Annotated in this window: 15 protein-coding genes; 9 read left to right on the top strand and 6 right to left on the bottom strand. The window is 69.4% G+C overall.

The window, feature by feature from the left end; translation table 11 throughout:
- Nucleotide 1: 1 nt before the first annotated feature.
- From nirB to DMP23_RS28400, 4 genes are read left to right on the top strand one after another with little or no spacing between them, the layout of a single operon-like run.
- Nucleotides 2-2,506, top strand: coding sequence for a nitrite reductase large subunit NirB (gene nirB, locus DMP23_RS28415; RefSeq protein ID WP_337823069.1), 2,505 nt, complete (start codon nucleotides 2-4; stop codon nucleotides 2,504-2,506).
- Nucleotides 2,503-2,835, top strand: a complete 333-nt coding sequence (gene nirD / locus DMP23_RS28410; RefSeq protein WP_370318216.1) for a nitrite reductase small subunit NirD — start codon at nucleotides 2,503-2,505, stop codon at nucleotides 2,833-2,835. The genes nirB and nirD overlap by 4 nt, the downstream gene beginning before the upstream one ends.
- Nucleotides 2,832-3,959 (top strand): uroporphyrinogen-III synthase, encoded by a 1,128-nt coding sequence (locus DMP23_RS28405; protein ID WP_337823068.1) that lies wholly within the window; start codon nucleotides 2,832-2,834, stop codon nucleotides 3,957-3,959. Before nirD ends, DMP23_RS28405 begins: the two co-directional genes overlap by 4 nt.
- Before the next feature lie 10 nt (nucleotides 3,960-3,969).
- Nucleotides 3,970-4,584, top strand: coding sequence for a formylglycine-generating enzyme family protein (locus DMP23_RS28400; RefSeq protein ID WP_337823067.1), 615 nt, complete (start codon nucleotides 3,970-3,972; stop codon nucleotides 4,582-4,584).
- Here the strand turns inward: DMP23_RS28400 and DMP23_RS28395 are convergent.
- Genes DMP23_RS28395 through DMP23_RS28385 form a run of 3 tightly spaced genes read right to left on the bottom strand, consistent with a single transcriptional unit; the run spans nucleotide 4,581 to nucleotide 7,079 of the window.
- Complete coding sequence (locus tag DMP23_RS28395; protein ID WP_337823066.1) at nucleotides 4,581-5,531, bottom strand: squalene cyclase; 951 nt, start codon at nucleotides 5,529-5,531, stop codon at nucleotides 4,581-4,583. The genes DMP23_RS28400 and DMP23_RS28395 overlap by 4 nt on opposite strands.
- Before the next feature lie 22 nt (nucleotides 5,532-5,553).
- Entirely contained in the window at nucleotides 5,554-6,672 is a 1,119-nt protein-coding gene (locus DMP23_RS28390) for a DNA glycosylase AlkZ-like family protein (protein WP_337823065.1), read from the bottom strand.
- 11 nt (nucleotides 6,673-6,683) lie between these two features.
- Nucleotides 6,684-7,079, bottom strand: a complete 396-nt coding sequence (locus DMP23_RS28385) for a DUF3224 domain-containing protein (protein WP_037815834.1) — start codon at nucleotides 7,077-7,079, stop codon at nucleotides 6,684-6,686.
- 62 nt (nucleotides 7,080-7,141) lie between these two features.
- Between DMP23_RS28385 and DMP23_RS28380 the strand changes: the two genes are divergently transcribed.
- Complete coding sequence (locus DMP23_RS28380) at nucleotides 7,142-8,119, top strand: helix-turn-helix transcriptional regulator (RefSeq protein ID WP_037815832.1); 978 nt, start codon at nucleotides 7,142-7,144, stop codon at nucleotides 8,117-8,119.
- A 95-nt stretch (nucleotides 8,120-8,214) separates the two neighbouring features.
- The gene (locus DMP23_RS28375; protein WP_337823064.1) at nucleotides 8,215-9,021 is read left to right on the top strand and encodes a uroporphyrinogen-III synthase; all 807 of its coding nucleotides are present in this window, start codon (nucleotides 8,215-8,217) and stop codon (nucleotides 9,019-9,021) included.
- On the opposite strand, the gene DMP23_RS28370 is transcribed toward DMP23_RS28375, so the two are convergent.
- Both DMP23_RS28370 and DMP23_RS28365 read right to left on the bottom strand, forming a co-directional pair.
- On the bottom strand, nucleotides 9,018-9,839 hold the full coding sequence (locus DMP23_RS28370) for a siderophore-interacting protein (protein WP_337823063.1): 822 nt from the start codon (nucleotides 9,837-9,839) through the stop codon (nucleotides 9,018-9,020). The genes DMP23_RS28375 and DMP23_RS28370 overlap by 4 nt on opposite strands.
- A 360-nt stretch (nucleotides 9,840-10,199) precedes the next feature.
- Nucleotides 10,200-10,529, bottom strand: a complete 330-nt coding sequence (locus tag DMP23_RS28365) for an MGMT family protein (protein ID WP_037815828.1) — start codon at nucleotides 10,527-10,529, stop codon at nucleotides 10,200-10,202.
- 116 nt (nucleotides 10,530-10,645) lie between these two features.
- Here DMP23_RS28365 and DMP23_RS28360 point away from each other — a divergent pair, with 116 nt between their 5' ends.
- Nucleotides 10,646-13,819: a PD-(D/E)XK nuclease family protein gene (locus tag DMP23_RS28360; protein ID WP_037815825.1), complete on the top strand. Its 3,174-nt coding sequence runs from the start codon at nucleotides 10,646-10,648 to the stop codon at nucleotides 13,817-13,819.
- Nucleotides 13,816-17,196, top strand: a complete 3,381-nt coding sequence (locus DMP23_RS28355) for an ATP-dependent helicase (RefSeq protein ID WP_337823062.1) — start codon at nucleotides 13,816-13,818, stop codon at nucleotides 17,194-17,196. Before DMP23_RS28360 ends, DMP23_RS28355 begins: the two co-directional genes overlap by 4 nt.
- Nucleotides 17,197-17,199: 3 nt before the next feature.
- Here the strand turns inward: DMP23_RS28355 and DMP23_RS28350 are convergent, their stop codons facing one another.
- Nucleotides 17,200-17,583, bottom strand: a complete 384-nt coding sequence (locus DMP23_RS28350; RefSeq protein WP_337823061.1) for a DoxX family protein — start codon at nucleotides 17,581-17,583, stop codon at nucleotides 17,200-17,202.
- A 106-nt stretch (nucleotides 17,584-17,689) separates the two neighbouring features.
- Between DMP23_RS28350 and DMP23_RS28345 the strand changes: the two genes are divergently transcribed.
- Nucleotides 17,690-18,772 carry a potassium channel family protein gene (locus DMP23_RS28345; protein WP_337823060.1) on the top strand — a complete coding sequence of 361 codons (1,083 nt, stop codon included), beginning with the start codon at nucleotides 17,690-17,692 and terminating at the stop codon, nucleotides 18,770-18,772.
- Nucleotides 18,773-18,992: the final 220 nt, after the last annotated feature.

Below are 18,992 nucleotides of genomic sequence, written 5' to 3'. Positions count from 1 at the left end.
AATGCCTACAGCGGTGGTTGCCGGGCACGGCATGGTCGCGCACCGGTTCGTGGAGGCACTTCGTGCGGCCGACAAGGCGGGCGAGTGGCGGGTCGTCGTCTTCGGCGAGGAGAACCGTCCCGCTTACGACCGGGTGGCGCTTACCTCCTATGTGGACAGTTGGGATCCGGCCGCGTTGGCGTTGCCGGGATCGGACTATGCGGACGATGACACGGTCGACCTTCGGCTCGGCGAAGTCGTCGTATCGGTGGATCGCGAAGCCAAGACGGTGACGACGGCTTCCGGACAGGTCGAGTCGTACGACTCGCTGGTGCTGGCGACTGGTTCGCGTCCGTTCGTGCCGCCGGTGCCGGGGCGGGATCTGCCGGGCGTGTTCGTGTACCGGACGATCGAAGACCTCGACGCGATTCGGGCCGCCGCAGAACGGCAGGGTCGCGGCCGTCGTGCAGCGATGGTGATCGGTGGCGGTCTCCTCGGTCTCGAGGCAGCGAAGGCATTGCGGGACATGGGGTTGTCGCCGCACGTGGTGGAGATGGCACCGCGGCTGATGCCATTGCAGGTCGACGATGGCGGCGGCGGTCTGTTGCGACGGCTGATCGCCGACCTTGACGTGACTGTCCACACCGGAACCTCGACGGATGCGATCGAGGCGGACGGTACGCGGTTGCTGGCTCGGTTGGGCAACGGCACGGAGTTGGACGTCGACCTGGTGGTCTTCTCCGCCGGGGTCCGTCCTCGGGACGACTTGGCTCGCGAGTCCGGTTTGGACGTTGGCGAGCGCGGCGGCGTGCTGGTCGACGCGACGTGCCGGACCAGCGATTCGTCGGTGTACGCGATCGGCGAGTGCGCGGCGGTCGAGGGCCGGGTGTACGGCATCGTCGCGCCGGGATACGCGATGGCTGAGGTGGTCGCGGCGCAGCTCGCCGGCACGACGGCGAGCTTCCCCGAACCGGACACCGCGACGAAGCTGAAGCTGATGGGCGTGGACGTCGCCAGCTTCGGCGACGCGCACGCCGTCACCGAAGGAGCGCTGGAAGTCGCGGTGAACGACGCCGTGGCCGGGACCTACAAGAAGCTCGTGGTGACCGACGACGGCCGGACGCTGCTCGGCGGGGTCCTGGTCGGCGACGCGGCGGAGTACAACACGCTGCGGGCGTTGGTCGGCCGTCCGCTGCCCGCCGACCCGGGCGCGTTGCTCGCCCCGGCCGGCGGCGGTGCGGCGGTCGGCGTGGACGCGTTGCCGGACGAGGCGCAGGTCTGTTCGTGCAACGGGGTTTCCAAGGGCGCGCTGACCCGGGCGATCACTGAGGACGGTTGTGATTCGGTCGGGAAGCTGAAGGCGTGCACGCGCGCGGGAACGTCATGCGGCTCGTGCGTGCCGATGCTGGCGAAGCTGCTGAACGCGTGCGGCGTCGAGCAGTCGAAGGCGTTGTGCGAACACTTCACGCAGTCTCGTGCGGAGCTGTTCGAGATCATCCGTGCGACGCAAATGACGACGTTCAGCGAGGTAGTGAGCCGGTACGGCACCGGGACGGGTTGTGCGGTTTGCAAGCCCGCGGTGGCGTCGATTCTGGCGACGCTGGGCAACGGGCACATTCTCGGCGGCGAGCAGGCGGCGCTACAGGACACGAACGACCGGTTCCTGGCGAACATGCAGCGCAACGGCAGCTATTCGGTGGTGCCGCGGATTCCCGGCGGCGAGATCACGCCGGAGAAACTGATGGTGATCGCTCAGGTCGCGCAGGATTTCGGGCTGTACACGAAGATCACCGGCGGACAGCGGATCGACCTGTTCGGGGCCACTGTGGACCAGCTGCCGGACATCTGGCGGCGACTGGTCGACGCGGGCTTCGAGTCCGGGCACGCGTACGGAAAGTCTTTGCGGACGGTCAAATCCTGTGTCGGATCGACCTGGTGCCGCTACGGGGTGCAGGACAGTGTGGGGCTGGCGATCGATCTGGAGCTGCGGTATCGCGGACTGCGGTCGCCGCACAAGATCAAGGCCGGAGTATCGGGTTGTGCGCGCGAATGCGCCGAAGCGCGCGGCAAGGACTTCGGCGTGATCGCCACCGAACACGGTTGGAACCTTTACGTCGGCGGCAATGGCGGAGCGACGCCGCGACACGCGGAACTGCTGGTGTCTGATGTGGACACCGAAACGCTGGTGCGCACGATTGACCGGTTCCTGATGTTCTATGTGCGCACGGCGGATCGGTTGCAGCGCACGGCACCGTGGATCGAGGAGCTCGACGGCGGGCTCGACCACCTGCGTGCGGTGATCGTGGACGACAGTCTCGGCATCTGCGAGGACCTGGACGCGGCGATGGCGAAACACATCGAGGGTTACACCGACGAATGGCGAGGAGTGTTGGAGGATCCGGACAAGCTGGCGCGGTTCAGTTCGTTCGTGAACGCGCCGGGGACGCCGGACCCGTCGATCTCGTTCCGTGCGGAGCGGGAGCAGAAGATCCCGGTGCTCCTGGGAGTTCCGGAGGTGCGGCGATGACCATGACTTCATCCTGGACCGCGGTGTGCGCGGCGGCGGAGATCCCGGAGTTCTCCGGAGCGGCGGCGCTGATCGACGGCCACCAGGTCGCGGTGTTCCACGCCGGAGACGGCTGGTACGCACTGTCCAATTGGGACCCGTGCAGCGGCGCGGCGGTGCTGTCGCGTGGGATCGTCGGCGACGCCGGGGGAGAGCCGGTGGTCGCGTCGCCGGTCTACAAGGAACGGTTCTCGCTTCGCAGCGGCGCGTGTCTCGACGCGGAAGGCGTTTCGGTGCCGGTGTATCCGGTTCGCGTACGGGACGGGGTGATCGAGGTGGGCTCGCCGTGACGGACGTCCGGCCGTTGGCCGGGTTCACGGTGGGAATCACGGCAGCGCGCCGAGCTGAAGAGCTGGGCGCGCTGCTTGTGCGCCAGGGTGCGGCCGTCCGGTACGGACCGGCGATCCGGATCGTGCCGCTGGCCGACGACACCGAATTGCACGCGGCGACGATGCGGTTGCTGGAATCCCCAGTGGACATCGTGGTCGCGACGACCGGGATCGGCTTCCGCGGCTGGATCGAGGCCGCGGAAGGCTGGGGTCTCGGCGAAAAGGTGCTGGACCATCTGTCGGACGCCTCGTTGCTCACTCGCGGTCCGAAGGCAGCCGGGGCGGTGCGCACGGCCGGGTTGGCGGAGGACTACTCACCCGCGTCGGAGAGCAGTGCGGAGCTGTTGCAGTACCTCACGCAGTCCGGAGTGGACGGACGACGGATCGCGTTGCAGTTGCACGGCGAGCCATTGCCGTACTTCGCGGAGACTCTTCGGCAGGCGGGTGCCGAGGTGATCGAGATCCCGGTGTACCGCTGGGTGGCTCCGGCTGATCCGGGGCCGCTGGACCGGCTGTTGGACGCGGTCCTGGAAGGCACGATCGACGCGTTGCCGTTCACGAGTGCGCCCGCTGCCGCGTCCACGGTCGCGATGGCGCGGCGGACCGGTCGGCTCGCTGCGTTGATCGAGGTGTTGAGCACCCGCGTGGTCGTGGCGTGCGTAGGCCCGATCGCGGCCGCGCCGCTCGCTTCGCTCGGCATTCCGACTGTCCAACCGAGACGGTCGCGGATCGGAGCGCTAGCGAGAACGGTCGCGGACGCCTTGGTCACCGCCTCGCCGACGCTGTATGCCGCCGGACATGTATTGCAGATCCGCGGGACCGGCGCGCTGGTGGACGGCGAATGGCGCGAGATCGCTCCGGCCCCGATGGCGCTTCTGCGTGCACTCGCGCGGCAGCCCGGCCGGGTGGTCGCGCGCCGGGAGTTGTCCACCGAGCTTCCGTCCGGCGGCGAGGCGCACGCGGTGGAGACGGCGATCGGGCGGTTGCGGACGTCTCTCGGCGGTGCCGGTGTGGTGCAGACGGTGGTCAAGCGCGGGTACCGGCTGGCAGTGAATCCCGGCGACACCCCAGCGTCGATCGGCTAGCCTCGGCACAGTGCGGATGGTCCCGATTCCGCCGGGAACGGTGACGCTCACCGACCGGCGGACAGAGCGAAGTTGGACAGTCGACGTGCCCGCTTTCGAGCTTGGCGCGTTCCCGGTCACCCAGGAGCAATACGACGGCGGCGATGGTCTCCCCGCCGTCGAGGTGTCCTGGTTGGACGCGGTGCGATTCTGCAACACTCTGTCCGAACGGGACGATCTGGCACCGGCGTATCGCCTTGACCGCGGAGAAGTGGCGTGGGACCGGTCCGCGTCCGGCTACCGGCTGCCTACTGAAGCCGAATGGGAACACGCCTGCCGCGCGGGAACCGAGGGACCGAGGTACGGCGACCTGGACGAGATCGCCTGGTACGAAGGAAACTCCGGCGGTCGGCTGCATCCGCCTGGCGAGAAACGTCCGAATGCCTGGGGTGTTCACGATCTGCTGGGCAACACGTGGGACTGGTGCTGGGATCTCTACGACCCGGCGGTCTACGGCGAGTACCGGGTGCTCAAGGGCGGCGGCTGGGCGGACGAGCACTGGAGCGTCCGGGTGTCGGTGCGTCGTCGGAGCCACCCGACGTTCCGGGTGGACGACGTCGGCTTTCGCGTCGCGAAGTCCAGTTAGGACTGCGCGGAGTCCCACCAGGACAGAATGCGGGTGCCGTACAACGTGAGCCACTTCGAAGGTTCGCCGGCCGGGACGTCGACCTCGAACCACATGTCGCCGGGCAATCGGCCGTCCTGCAGCCAAGTTCCGTCTGGTTGCCGGGCGGCGCGAACCCGTTCCACGGCGTCGGCGAGGCGCGGGTCGGGCGGAATGTCGTCCACGACGGCGGCTTCGCGGAAGTATTCGAGGGCGTTGATCGCGCTGTAGTGCCACCGCGTCGGGTACGCGAAGTGGTCGACCCAGGGTGCCACCTGTTCGCCGGTCGAAAGCCGATAGAGCAGACGACGCTTCAGCAGGTACTCCTCGCCGGCGCGGCGGGCGGCGTGGGTCTCGTCGGTACCGCCGGTCGCGATGTCGTAGGCGAGCAAGCCCTTCACCGCGTTCAGCGTCGAGTGGAAGGACGAGCGCTTCGAGTCCTCGACCCATTCGCAGTTCCAGCCGCCGTCGGCCATCTGGTGCTCGGTGAACCAGCGGGCGAGCCCGGAGACGTCGACGCCGAGCCAGCCGCCGTTCGCGATCGTCCAGGCGTTGATGCAGACGTCGACCTCGCCGCCCCAGTACGGTAAATCGTCGTATTCCCACCGGGAATTCTCCGCGAGCAATTCAGCGGTGCGATTGGCGCGCAAGACCGCGGGATCCATTCCCCATTCCCGCAGCATATTGAGCGACCACGTGGTGGCTGTCCACGGCTGCCCGGTATCGGGACCTGGCGTGAATTGCGCCGGGAAGTAAGCACCGCCCGCCCACTGACCGTCCGGGTCCTGCCGGGCGAGGAGCTGCGCGCCGAAGCCCTCGGTCGCGATCTTGTGCCGGGTGGCCGTCCAGACCTCGGGCGGCGCGTCCGCCAAGTCACGTTCGACCTGCCAGCGCAGCGCCGGGTCGGAGTCGAGCAGCCATTTCAGCACGTCAGAAACTGTAGCCCGCCGGTCAAGCCCAGGTCACGGAAAAGTCCTGGTAACCCCGCGCGGTCGCGGCGCGGGCCGCCTCGTCCTCGGCCGCCGCGCGGTCCGGGCGGCGGAGCGGATCGAATTCGGCCAGCGTGAAAGTCAGCCGTTTGCCGGACGCCTTCATCCGCCAAGTGCCCAGAATCTCGCCGTCGACCAAAAGCGCCCCCGGGCTGCCGAGAATTTTCCACACCTCTTTCGCCCGCGCTTTGTCCGGAACGAGGACGGCTTTGTCGCGGCCCTGCGTGTACGGATCGAGCGGCGGCAACAGGCGTACTCCGGCAGGCGACGGCGGGTTTTCCAGCGCGGCCAACCGGTCATTCGGGATGAAGGCCCGCCGACTGTCCACTTTGACCTCGGTGACCGCGGCAGGCCACGTCTCGTTGATGCACGTCTTCGCGGTGCCGACGAAACCGGCCGCGTCGCCCGGCGTCGCGGGTCCGTTGAAGCGCAAATACTGCTCAAGCACCCGCGAAACCGCCGCCGGAACCGGGCGGGTGGACATCCGTCCGCGACCCTCCAGCGGCGCGAGCGTCGCCGGACTCTGCCCGGCTTCGAGCCGCGTGCCGCCGTGGAGCGCAGCGACACGCATGAGCTGCTCGTGCACGTGGGTGGTATTGCAGGGACGGCACCAGCGGCTGAACGAGGGCGGCAACAACTTCGTGATTTCCCCGCTCACCGCGCCCTTGGTCATCGGCTTGGTGACCACCTTGCGGATCGCCCGCGCGGTGGTGAACACAATGTCCACTGGGGACTCCGCTGCCGCCTGGATGTCCTTCTTCTGCCACAACATCCGCGCCAGCGCGTCCGGATCGCCGATCGGCACCAAAGCGGCCGCCAGCTCCGGCAGATCCACGCGCCGGTGGAAATGCGGCGCGCCCCGGTGCGACCACACCAGGGCGAGCCGCTGATCGTCCACAAGAGACTCCGGCGTGACCGGATCCGGCATCCGGGCCGCCAGCGAGAGCAAAGCGGTGTCGCGCATGCTGTCCTGCAGACCCAGGTCCAGCAGCGGCAGGTCGTACGGATCGGCGACGGAGCGGTGCAGCCCCTGCTCGGCGATCCGGTACGCCAGCGCCTGTGCGCGCGACACCTCCAGCATCCCGGCCTCCTTCAGAGCGTGTAATCGAAGGTGTACGACACCGTCGGCTCGCCCAGTACGCCGTGCACTGTCCCGGAGCCGCCGATGCCGGCCAGCTCGCCGGTGCCGGAGCCCGGCACGACCTCGAATTTCGAGCTGATGCTCTTCGGGTCGAAGCTCCACTCCTGGCGGACGACGAACGTGCCGCGGCGGCCGTCGACAGTGCCCTCGAACCGGTCGTAGCCCGGCGACGTGGTCGCGCCGCCGTCGTAGCCCTCGCCCGGGTAGTACAGCAGGTAGTCGCCCGTGGCCGCACCCTGGATCACGCCCGAGTAGTCCATCGCGGCGTGCACGTACGCGACGCGCGGGCCGCCCTCCTCGCCGCTCGCCACGTGCTCTTCCCACTTCGTCATGCCAAACGTGTTCATGCCGCATACTCAATCACCTATACCTGCCATCTTGTGTCAGGTATTTCAGTCATACTTGCCACATGCGTGCCGGCCGTTTGCTCACCGTGCTTCTCCTGCTGCAGAACCGCGGCCGGATGACCGCCGAAGAACTGGCCGCTGAGCTGGAGGTTTCGGTCCGGACCGTGTACCGGGACATCGAGGCGCTGTCGGCCTCGGGCGTGCCGGTCTACGCCGACCGCGGCCGCAGCGGCGGCTACCAGCTCGTCGACGGCTACCGGACCCGGCTGACCGGGCTCAACGAGGACGAAGCCCAGTCGCTGGCGCTGGCCGGGCTCCCGGTGGCGGCCGCGGAGCTGGGGCTCGGCACGGTGCTCGCGGCGGCGCAGCTGAAGCTGTACGCCGCGTTGCCGCACGAGCTGCGAAGCCGCGCGGGCCGCGTCGCCGAACGCTTCTACCTCGATGTTCCCGGCTGGCATCGCGGCATCGAAAGCCTGCCGACCCTGTCCGCGGTCGCCGACGCGGTGTGGGCCGGGCGACGGGTCCGCGTTCGCTACGAACGATGGGGCCAGCGCGAGGTCGAGCGGGTGCTGGAGCCGCTCGGGCTGATCCTCAAAGCAGGCAACTGGTACCTCGCCGCCCGGTGCGAGGGGACCGATCGCACCTACCGGATTTCGCGCATCCACGAGCTGACCGACCTCGGCGAGGAGTTCGAGCGACCGGCGGAATTCGACCTCGCTCGTTACTGGCAGGAGTGGTCCGAGCAGTTCGAACGCCGGATGTACCCCCGAAAGGCGACAGTCCGCCTCTCGCCGAGGGCCCAAGCTCTCGTACCGTTCTACGCGGGCAGCGTCGGTGCCCGGGCGCTGCGCGAGGCAACCGCCGCCGGAGCGGAACCGGACAGCGACGGATGGTTGACAATCGACCTGCCGGTCGAACCGGGAGAAGCCGCGATCGGCGAACTGCTGCGGTTCGGGCCGCATCTGGAGGTGCTCGCGCCGGAGGGTCTGCGGACGGAACTGGCGGCGGCGATCCGGGAGATGGGGCAGGCGTATGAGTGAGTGCGGCGGGGTTCGGCTGGCTGCCCGCCTTCGCCGGAGACGGGACGAGCGGATGAGCGAGCTGATCGGGTTTTCGCAAGAGACGGGGCAAGCGAATGGGTGAGCTGGACGGCGTGCGGATCGGCGTCACGGCCGAGCGGCGCGCGGACGACCTGATCGGCGCGTTGCTCCGGCACGGCGCGGAAGTGCGGCACGCGCCGACGATCACGATCGTCCCGTTGGCCGACGATCCGGAACTGCGTCGCGGCACCGAAGCCGTGCTCGCCGCGCCGGTCGACCTCACCGCGGTCACCACCGGGGCCGGGTTCCGCGGCTGGCTCGACGCGGCCGAGGGCTGGGGACTTCGCGAGGCGCTGCTGGACGCACTGGCCGGGTCGCGCATCTTCGCGCGCGGGCCGAAAGCGGTCGGCGCGGTGCGGGGCGTCGGCCTGCGCGAGGAGTACGCCGCGCCCGGCGAGACCAACGACGAGCTGTTCGGCGCGCTCACCGAAGCCGGTGTCGAGGGTGCGCGCGTCGCGCTGCAACTGCACGGCGCGCCGCTGCCGGAGTTCACCGATCCGCTCGTCGCGGCCGGGGCGTCGGTGCTCGCCGTGCAGCCTTACCGCTGGCACACGCCGCCGGATGCGGAGCCGGTGTTCTCGTTGATCCGCGAAGTGCTGTCCGGAGAACTGGCCGCGTTGGTGTTCACCAGCGCCCCGGCGGCGACGAATTTCCTGACCCTCGCCGACGAATCCGGCCACGGCGCGGAGTTGCGCGAGACCCTGCGCGGTGGCACGGTCGTCTGCGCGTGCGTTGGTCCGGTGACCGCGGCACCGTTGGAGGCAGCCGGGATCAGCACGTTACAGCCGGAGCGTCAGCGGCTCGGCGCGTTGGTGAAGCTGGTGGTCGCGAAGCTCGGTTAGGACGCTTCGGCCTGCTGTCGTCCCGCAGCCTCTTCGCTGAGACCTTGTCGCCAGTAGCCGGTGAAGCAGATGGCTGTCTTGTCGAAGCCGCGCTCGCGGACAAGGTGTCGCCGAACGAGCTTCACGACGCCTGCTTCGCCGGAGACCCACGCGTACGGCGTGCCGTTAGGCAGCTCAGCCGCGCGTACGGCGTCTACGAGCGCTTCGCCGTGCGTACGCGCACCGCGGACCACCCAGTGCACCTCGACGACACCGTTGGTCTCGAAGGTCTGTCGCTCCGCACGGTCCGGAATCTCGACGTACACCGACGCGCGCGCCGACTGCGGCAACCGCTCGAGGATCCCGCCGATCGCCGGCAGCGCGGTTTCGTCGCCGACCAGCAGCTGCCACATCGTCCCGTCCGGCACGTCGTACAGCCCGTGCGGCCCGAGGAACGCCACCCGGCCGCCGACCTCCGCCTGCCCGGCCCACGTCGACGCCGGGCCGCCGCTCTCCTCGTGCAGCACGAAGTCGACGTCCACCTCGCCGGTCTCCGGACGCGCCGCGCGCACCGTGTACGTCCGCATCGGCGGCCGGACGTCGTCGGGCATCGCGAGGTACCGGCGATACCAGGACAGGACGTCGTCCTCGCCCACCTCGGCGGGCGGCAGGTGCGGCTCCTCGTCGCCGGGGAGGGGGAAGAACACCTTCACGTACGCGTCCGGCGCCGCCGGGCCCGCCGCCGCGAGCCCCGGGCAGTCGAAGGTGATCCGCGCCATGTGCGGAGTGACCCGCCGGACCGCGGTGACCCTGCCGGGGTGGTAAGTCAGGACGCTCATGAGGTGAGGCTAACCTAAAACAGGCGGGGCGGGCTATGGCCGGGGAGGATGGCGGACGCCACGGTTTGCCGGGTCCGGTGGCGTCGGTCGGGGTGCGGTCGTGGTCGGCGGGGCCAGGGTGTGGTGAGGCCACGGCGCTTTCCGGATTGGGAGGCGGCGTCGCTCAAGGGCACCGGGTGGTCGGCACGCCGAGGTGCGGGCCGTGGCGCGACGGCCCGGTCAAGTGCGGCCCGGACCACGCGGCGGGTTTCGGCAGAGGTCCGTGAAGGGCTCCTTGGGGGAATCAGAGTCCCTCGGGGCGTCCTTCACGGTCGTCAGTATCGCGGACGCCGCAGTGTCACCAGAAAGCTAAAGCCGTCTCTAGAACAAGCCGACCGGCTCGTCCTCCCCGGGCTCGTCACCGTCCGGGCGCCAGCGGTACTTCCGCAGGTCCACCTTGCCGCCGTCCGCGAGGACGCCCTCGGCGCGCAGTCGCTCCAGTTGTTCGTGCAGCAGATGCGGCGCGGGGGTCCCGTTCGCGCGGAGGATGCGGTGCCAGGGCAGGTCGTGGCCGTCCTCGGCGAGGGCGCGGCCGACCATGCGCGGAGAGGGAGCGCCGGAGAGCGCTGCGACGTCGCCGTACGTCGCGACTGTCCCCGCGGGTACGTCGGCGATGACTGCGCGTATCCGCTCGTGCAGTTCGTCGTTCATGACCCGGGGAATGATAGTCCCGCCGAGGGGTGTGCCGGTGCGCCACCCGGGTGAGCGGGCATGGTTCCATCGCTGATGTGCACGTGCGGAGAGCAGGGACTGGGCAGGCGCGGCTGGTGCGCCCGCCGGTCCCCGCCGCACCCACGTTCACCTGGGACGAGGACGCTCGACGGCTGCTGTCGGCGCCCGCGGGATTCCGCCGCGTGCTCGGCGGGCCGGGCACCGGGAAGACGGCGCTGCTCGCCACCGCCGCCGCGCGCCGGATCGCCGAGGGGGCGGATCCGGAGAGCGTGCTGCTGCTCACGACGTCCCGGCGGGCCGCCGACGCGCTGCGCGCCGACCTCACCCGGCGGCTCACGTCGGACCCGGATCAGGAGTCTCCGCTGCCGCGCACGGTGAGTGAACCGCTCGTGCGCACAGTGCATTCGTACGCGTTTTCCTTGCTGCGCCTGGAAGCTCGCGCCGAGGAACTGCCGCCGCCGCGGTTGCTGGCCGGGGCGGAGCAGGACGTCGTCGTGCGCGAACTGCTGGAGGGCGACCTGGAGGAGGGCGCGACCGGCTGGCCGGAGCAACTGCGTCCGGCGCTGACCGTGCCCGGGTTCGCCGAGGAGTTGCGCGACCTGCTGATGCGGGCGGCCGAACGCGGGCTCGGGCCGGAGGATCTGACTGAACTCGGGCATCGCCAGGACCGCGAGGAGTGGGTCGCGGCGGGGCACTTCTGGGCGCAGTACGAGGAGGTCACCCAGCTGCAGGGGGCGGGCGGCAACGCGCTCGGCCTGCCTGCCGCGCCCGCGCTGGACGCCGCGGAGCTGGTGACGTCGGCGTTGCTCGCGCTGGAGGACGACGAGGAATTGCGCGAACGCGAACGCGGCCGGGTCCGGCATTTGTTCGTGGACGACGCGCATCACCTGGATCCGTTGCAGGTTCAGCTGATCCGCACGATCGGGCACACCGCGGAGGAGTTCGTGGTGGCTGGCGATCCGGACCAGTCGGTGTTTTCCTTCCGCGGCGCGGACCCGAAACTGTTCGCCGATTCCGACAACGACGGCGACCGGACAGTCATGCTGACCACCTCGCACCGGCTCGCTCCGACGGTCCGGGCGGCGGTCGCGAAGCTCGGTGCTACGTTGCCGGGTGCCTCGCCGCATCGGAAGTTGGTTACCCCGCAAGGGAAACGCGGCGGCAAGGTGCGGGTGCGGCTGATGCCGACTCCGGCGGCGGAGGCCAGTTGGATCGCCGACCAGCTTCGGCGAGCGCATCTCGTTGACGGAGTCCCGTGGTCGGAGATGGCGGTGCTGGTCCGGTCTCCAGCACGGACTTTCCTTGTGCTGCAACGCGCCTTGCGCGCTGCTGGGGTGCCGATCGGTTCGGCCACTGAGGAATTGCCGCTGGCGAAGCATTCCGCGGTACGGCCGTTGCTGGCGGTGTTGCGGATCGCGGCGGAGCCGGAATTGCTGGACGTCGACATCGCGGAAATGTTGCTGTCCTCGTCGCTCGGCGGGGCGGATCCGTTGGCGTTGCGACGGTTGCGGCGCGGTCTTCGTCGGCTGGAGTTGGCTGGCGGCGGGCAGCGGTCCAGTGATGAATTGCTGGTGGAAGCGTTGCGGGGCGGGGATATTCTCGTCGGTCTCGCTGACAACGAGGCGTTGCCGGTTCGCCGGGTCGGCAAGCTGTTGAGCGTCACGCACCAGGCGGTGAGCCGCGGCGAAAGCGTCGAGCAGGTGCTGTGGGAGCTGTGGCAGGCGAGCGGGCTGCAGGAACGGTTGCTGCGTCTGGTGGATCGCGGCGGCTCTCTTGGTGCGCAGGCTGATCGCGACCTCGACGCCGTGGTGGCGTTGTTCGACGCGGCAGGCCGGTATGCCGATCGGTTGCCCAAGGCGAGCGTCGCGGCGTTCGCGGATTACCTGTCGTCGCAGAACATCGCGGGGGACACGCTCGCACCGGCGGCGATTCCGGGCGAAGGGGTTTCCCTGCTGACAGCGCACGCTTCGGCGGGTCGCGAGTGGACAGTGGTCGCGGTCGCCGGGGTGCAGGAGGGCGCGTGGCCGGATATGCGGCTGCGTGGCTCGTTGCTGGGTGTCGAGCGGCTGGTCGACCTGCTGTCCGGAGTGGACGAACACGACAAGGTGTCCGCTATCGCGCCGATCCTCGCCGAGGAGCGGCGGCTGTTCTACCTCGCGGCGAGCCGCGCGCGCCGGACGCTGCTGGTGACCGCGGTCGCCGGGGAAGACGAGCAGCCGTCCCGGTTCCTCGACGACCTTGAGGAGAACGGTGCCGACGACGGCATGCTCGACTCCCGGATGAAGCCGCCGGGCCGATCGCTCGTGCTGGCCGAATTGGTCGGCGAGCTGCGCGAGGTCGTGTGCGACGACAAGACGGATCCAGAACGCCGGAAGCGGGCGGCGAAACAACTCGCCCGGCTGGCCGCGGCTGGGGTTCCGGGGGCGCATCCGGACACTTGGTACGGATTGATGGAAGCGTCCACTGAGGACCCGGTGCACGGGCCCGGCGACCTCATGCGGATCTCGCCGTCCACTGTGGAGATCCTGGTGAAGTGTCCGCTTCGCTGGCTGATCGAGCGCCACGGCGGCAGCGATCCGGCGCAGCTGGCGGCGGTGACCGGAACTCTGGTGCACGGTTTGGCGCAGGCGATCGCGGGCGGCAGCACGGAGGAGCAGATCCAGGCCGCGCTGGACGAAGCGTGGGTGCGCGTCGACGCCGGCGCGCCGTGGTTCTCCCGGCGCGAACGGTCGCGGGTGGAGCAAATGCTGCGCAACTTCGTGTCGTGGCTGGAAAAATCGCGGCAGGAGCTGATCGAGGCCGGGGTCGAGCAGGACATCGAGGTCGAGTTGCCGATGGGCGACGAAGAAGTGCGCGTGCTGCTGCGCGGACGCGTCGACCGGGTCGAGATGGACAAGGACGGCCGTCCGGTGATCGTCGACATCAAGACCGGCAAGGTCCCGGTGTCCGGCGCGGACGCGGAGAAGCATCCGCAGCTCGCGGCGTACCAGCTGGCGGTGCTGCTGGGCGCGGTCGAGGGCAAGACGACGCCCGGCGGCGCGAAGCTCGTGTATGTCGCGAAGGGGAACAACAAAACCGGGGCCACCCAACGGGATCAGCCGCCGATGGACGAGGACAACGGGCGCGAGTGGCTGGAACTGGTGCGCTCGGCCGCGGCCGCCGCGGTCGGTCCGGATTACCAGGCGCACGAGAACGCCGACTGCGACCGGTGCCCGGCGCGTGGTTGCTGCCCGCTGCGTCCGGAAGGCCGTCAGGTGACCGGACCGTGAGCCCGGTGGTGATCGCCAATCCCGTTGGGCCCGCGGAAATCGCCGACGCACTGGGATTGCACCGGCCGACGCCCGAGCAGGCGACCGTGATCGCGTCGCCGGTCGAGCCGTCTCTGGTCGTCGCGGGCGCGGGCGCGGGGAAGACCGAAACCATGGCCGCGCGCGTGGTGTGGTTGGTGGCTAACGGAATCGTGAGCCCGGAACGCGTGCTCGGGCTGACCTTCACCCGGAAAGCCGCGCGTCAGCTCGGGGAGCGAGTGCGGGCGCGGTTGCGGCGGCTCGCCGGTTCGGGGCTGCTGGAGCGGATCGATCCGTCGGGCGCGTTGCGGGCCACTGTGGTCGCCGGTGAGCCGACGGTGCTGACTTATCACGCGTACGCCGGGCGTTTGCTTTCGGAGCATGGGTTGCGGCTTCCGGTGCAGCCTGGTGTCCGGTTGCTGTCGGAGACTTCGTCGTGGCAGCTGGCGCATCGAGTGGTGTCCACTTGGGACAATGACCTGGACACCGACCGCGTGCCGCCGACGGTCACCGCGCAGCTGCTCGCTTTGGCCGGGGAACTGGGCGAGCATCTGATCTCGACGGAGAAGCTCGGGCAATACACCGAGTGGCTGTGCGAGGTCATCGAGAATGCGCCACGCGCCAAAGGCCAGCGCGCGTCGCTGCCGGTGAAGCTGCAGGAAGTGCTGGCAGCGCAACGGTTCCGGCTGGCACTGCTGCCGCTGGTCGAGGATTATCATCGCCGCAAACGGGCGGAAGGTGCGCTCGACTTCGCGGATCAGATGTCTCTCGCGGCGCAGCTCGCCGACGGGTATCCGGCGGTGGTGGCGGGGGAGCGCGAGCGGTACGGGGCGGTGCTGCTGGACGAATACCAGGACACCGGGCACGCGCAACGAGTGTTGCTGCGGTCGTTGTTCGGCGGCGTTGAGCATGCGCCGATGCCGGTGACCGCGGTCGGCGACCCGGCGCAGGCGATTTACGGCTGGCGCGGCGCGAGCGCGGCGAACCTGCCCCGGTTCACCACGGACTTCCCGCGCCGTGGCGAGGAACGGCTCGAAACGGCGCACGAATTCGGGCTGCTTACCAGTTTCCGCAATCCGCCGGAAATCCTGGAACTGGCCAACGCGATTTCGGAACCGCTGCGGCAGCGCGGACTTGGCGTGGAACGGTTGCGGGCGCGGGACGGTGCCGGTCCGGCGGACATCGCGGTCGCGCTGTTGCCGGATGTGCGCGCGGAACGCGAATGGGTTGCTGACGCGATGGCCCAGCGCTGGCATGCGGAGAAAGAAGAATCCGGCAAGCCGCCGACCGCCGCGGTGCTGGTGCGCCGCCGGGCGGACATGGCGCCGATCGCGGCGGAAATGCGGATGCGCGGGCTGCCGGTGGAGGTCGTCGGCCTCGGCGGGTTGCTGGACGAACCTGAGGTCGCCGACCTCGTGTCCACCCTGCGGGTGCTCGCCGATCCGCTGGCCGGCAGCGCGGCCGCTCGATTGCTGACCGGTGCGCGCTGGCGGATCGCGGCGGCGGACGTCGCGGCGTTGTGGCGGCGGGCCAACGAACTCACCTCACCCGAGCCTCGGGTGAAGGAGGGCGAAGAGCCGGAACTAGTTGCCGAACGCGCGGAACAGGCCGGGCTGATCGACGCCGTCGACGAACCCGGTGCGCCTGAGCGGTATTCCGCGGAGGGCTACCGGCGAATTCGCCGTCTGGGCGCGGAATTGACCGCCTTGCGCCGTCGGTTGGATCAGTCGCTGCCGGAATTGGTGGCGGATGTCGAACGCACGATGCTGCTCGACGTTGAATCGCTCGCCCGACCTGGGTCAGCGGGTCGCGCGCATTTGGATGCTTTTGCCGAAGTCGTTACTGACTACGCGGAGACAGCGCCGACAGCGACTCTCTTGTCCTTTGTGGACTACCTGAACACCGCTGCGCACGCGGAAGACGGGCTAACACCTGGTGAGGTGCAGGTGGTTCCGGATCGCGTGCAGGTGCTCACCGTGCACTCCGCCAAGGGGCTGGAGTGGGAAGTGGTGGCGGTCCCGCATCTGGTCGCTGAGGTGTTCCCGGGCAAGCGTCGTTCGTCGTCGTGGTTGCGTACTTCTACCGCGCTGCCCGCGCATTTGCGCGGTGACGCGGCGGATCTGCCGAAGCTGCAGATCGCGGAAGGCTATGACCGCAAAGAAGTGCAGGAAGCGCTGGAACTGCACGAGGAAGGATTCGTCGCCCGCGAGGCCGACGAGGAACGACGGTTGTGCTACGTCGCGCTGACCCGTTCCGAGCGGGCGCTGCTCGTTTCCGGGCATTGGTGGAACGAAAGCAGTACGCGAGCCAAAGGGCCGTCGATCTTCCTCTCCGAAATCGCCGAGGTGATGAACGAGGCCGATCCGCCGCTGGGCGTGGTGGACGTCTGGGCCGAGGAACCGGAGGAGGGCGAGGAGAACCCGCTGGTCGCGGACTCTCGGACGGCGCAGTGGCCGGTGGATCCGCTGGGCGAGCGGCGGTCCGGCGTCGCCACCGGGGTGGATCTGCTGCTGGCGGAAATGGCGGCCCTGGAAGAGGAACCGGAGCCCGAACCGGAAGCCGAGCCGCTTCCGGCCGCTGACGACGACGAAATCCCGTTGCCGCCGGAACCCGAGGACGAAGAAGAATTCCTGCCGGACGACGAATACTTCGAAGACGACGAGGACGTCATCGATCCGGAAGACCCGGACGGCTGGGCTGCCGACACCGACGTCCTTCTCGCCGAACGCGCCCGCTCGCAGTCCACGGTGGACCGCGTTGCGCTGCCCGCACAGCTGAGTGTGAGCCAGTTGGTGGACCTGGCGTCCGATGCGGACGCTCTGGCGCAACGCCTGCGCCGCCCGCTTCCGTTGCCGCCCAATACTTTCGCTCGCCGCGGCACCGCGTTCCACAGCTGGCTGGAGCAACGGTTCTCCGGCGACCGGCTGCTGGAGATCGACGACCTCCCGGGCGCGGCCGACGTCGGCGAAGCACCGGACACCGATTTCGAAGCCCTGCAAGAAGCTTTCGAGAACAGCGAATGGGCCGACCGGGTCCCGGTCGCCGTGGAGGTGCCGTTCTCCGCGGACGTCGAAGGCATTACCTTGCGCGGCCGGATGGACGCGGTGTACGCGGATCCGGACGGCGGCTGGACTGTCGTGGACTGGAAGACCGGCTCCGTCCCGTCCGAAGAACGGCTGCCGGCCTTGGCTATTCAGCTCGGTGCGTACCGATTGGCATGGGCCGCGCTGAAGAAAGTGCCGGTGGAACGGGTGCGTGCGGCCTTCCACTATGTCCGGCATGGACACACGCTGCGCCCGGCCGACCTGCTGGACGCGGAAGGCCTGCGCGCCTTGCTGCGCAACGTTCCGCAGGAATAGAAGCTAGGCCCGATCCCGGACGGTCAACGCCCAGTTCACCAACGGCCATTGCAGCGGCAGCCGAAGCCACGCCACCGCGCGGTCGCGGGCCGGGCGACCGCGCCGCTGATAATCCAACGCCATTTTCACATTCCCCGGAAACACCCCGACGAACAGCAGCGCCGCCGCCAATCCGCCGAGCCGGCGCGTGCGCGGCATCGCGATCCCGGCGGCGACGGTCAGCTCGGCGACGCCCGACGCGTACGTCCAGGTGCGCCGGTCATCGGGCAATTCCTTCGGGACCAGCGCGTCGAACTGCTTCGGCCGGGCGAAGTGCAGGACGCCCGCCCCGGCGAGGACGGCGGCGAGAAGAAGCGCTGGACGTTGCGACGCGCGAGGCTCGGACATGCGGCAAGCCTGCCACAGCATGATCGCCGCGACGGGTGTGCGGGTGCTCCGATTGGGTTATCCTCCCGGCTGTGAGTGACGCCGAACGCGCGCGGGGAGCCGGTGCATGAAGGCCTTGAAACGGCTGCCCCTCAACGTCCGGTTGAACGACCGGCCCGACCACGAGCTCGTCGGCGTGATCCGGATGCCGGAGCTGACCGTCAGCCCGATGCGGTCGATCGTCAAGCGGATCATCGGGGCGATGCTGGCGCTGCTGGCGACGGTGCTGATCGTCTATCTCGACCGGGGCGGCTACCGCGACGCGAACGGCGACGGCCTTTCCCTTCTCGACTCGCTTTATTACGCGACAGTTTCCCTCTCGACCACCGGCTACGGCGACATCGCTCCGGCCACCGCGTCCGCGCGGCTGGTGAACGTCATCGTGATCACGCCGCTGCGGGTGCTCTTCCTCATCGTACTCGTCGGGACCACCCTGGAAGTGCTCACCGAGCGCTCCCGGCAGGCGTTCAAAATCCAGAAGTGGAGGACGAAGGTGCGTGACCACACCGTCGTCGTCGGTTTCGGCACGAAGGGCCGCTCGGCGGTCAACGCGCTGCTCGGCGACGAGGAGGTGCAGGCCAACCGCGTCGTGGTCGTCGACACCGACCAGCAGGCGCTGGACGCGGCGAGCGCGCTCGGCCTCGTCACCGTGCACGGCTCGGCGACCAGGGCGGACGTCCTGCGCGTCGCGGGCGTGCAGCACGCACGGGCCGTAGTGGTCGCGCCGAACCGCGACGACACCGCCGTGCTGGTCACCCTCACCGCGCGCGAGCTGGCCCCGAAGGCGCACATCGTGGCGTCGGTGCGCGAGGCGGAGAACGTGCACCTGCTGAAGCAGTCCGGGGCCAACCAGGTCGTGGTGTCGAGCGAGACCGCCGGGCGGCTGCTCGGGATGGCGACATCCACTCCGCTTGTAGTGGACATGGTCGAGGACCTGCTGACCCCGGAATCCGGGCTGGCGATCGCCGAGCGAGGCATCGAACCAAGCGAGGAAGGCGGCTCGCCCCGGCACCTGGCGGACACGGTGCTCGGCGTGGTGCGCGACGGGGTGCTTTACCGGGTGGACGCTCCGCAGGCGGACGCGCTGGAGCCGGGGGACCGGCTGCTGTACGTCAAGAAGGTCACGCAGGTGGATCACATCGAGCGGTGAGGTGCGGTGGGCTCGCTGGGGTTCGGTTGGGTTCGGGGCGGGGGCCGCGTTGGGTGCGTGGGACGCAACCAATGCCGCTTTGGGTGCTTCATCCATGCGCCGCCGCCGCAACGGAATGCGCTGTGTGAGAGGCACGCAACGCGGCATGGGGCGCTCGCGCGGGCGAGCCGGGGCGGAGACGAGGCTCACCGCCCCGCGCCAGGGCAGAGGCGAGGGCCGA

Origin of the sequence: Amycolatopsis sp. A1MSW2902 (assembly GCF_017312175.1) — a bacterium.
Taxonomy (GTDB): Bacteria; Actinomycetota; Actinomycetes; order Mycobacteriales; family Pseudonocardiaceae; genus Amycolatopsis; species Amycolatopsis nivea.
The sequence above is the reverse complement of the archived record's forward strand: the minus strand, read 5'-3'. Positions and strand labels throughout refer to the sequence as shown.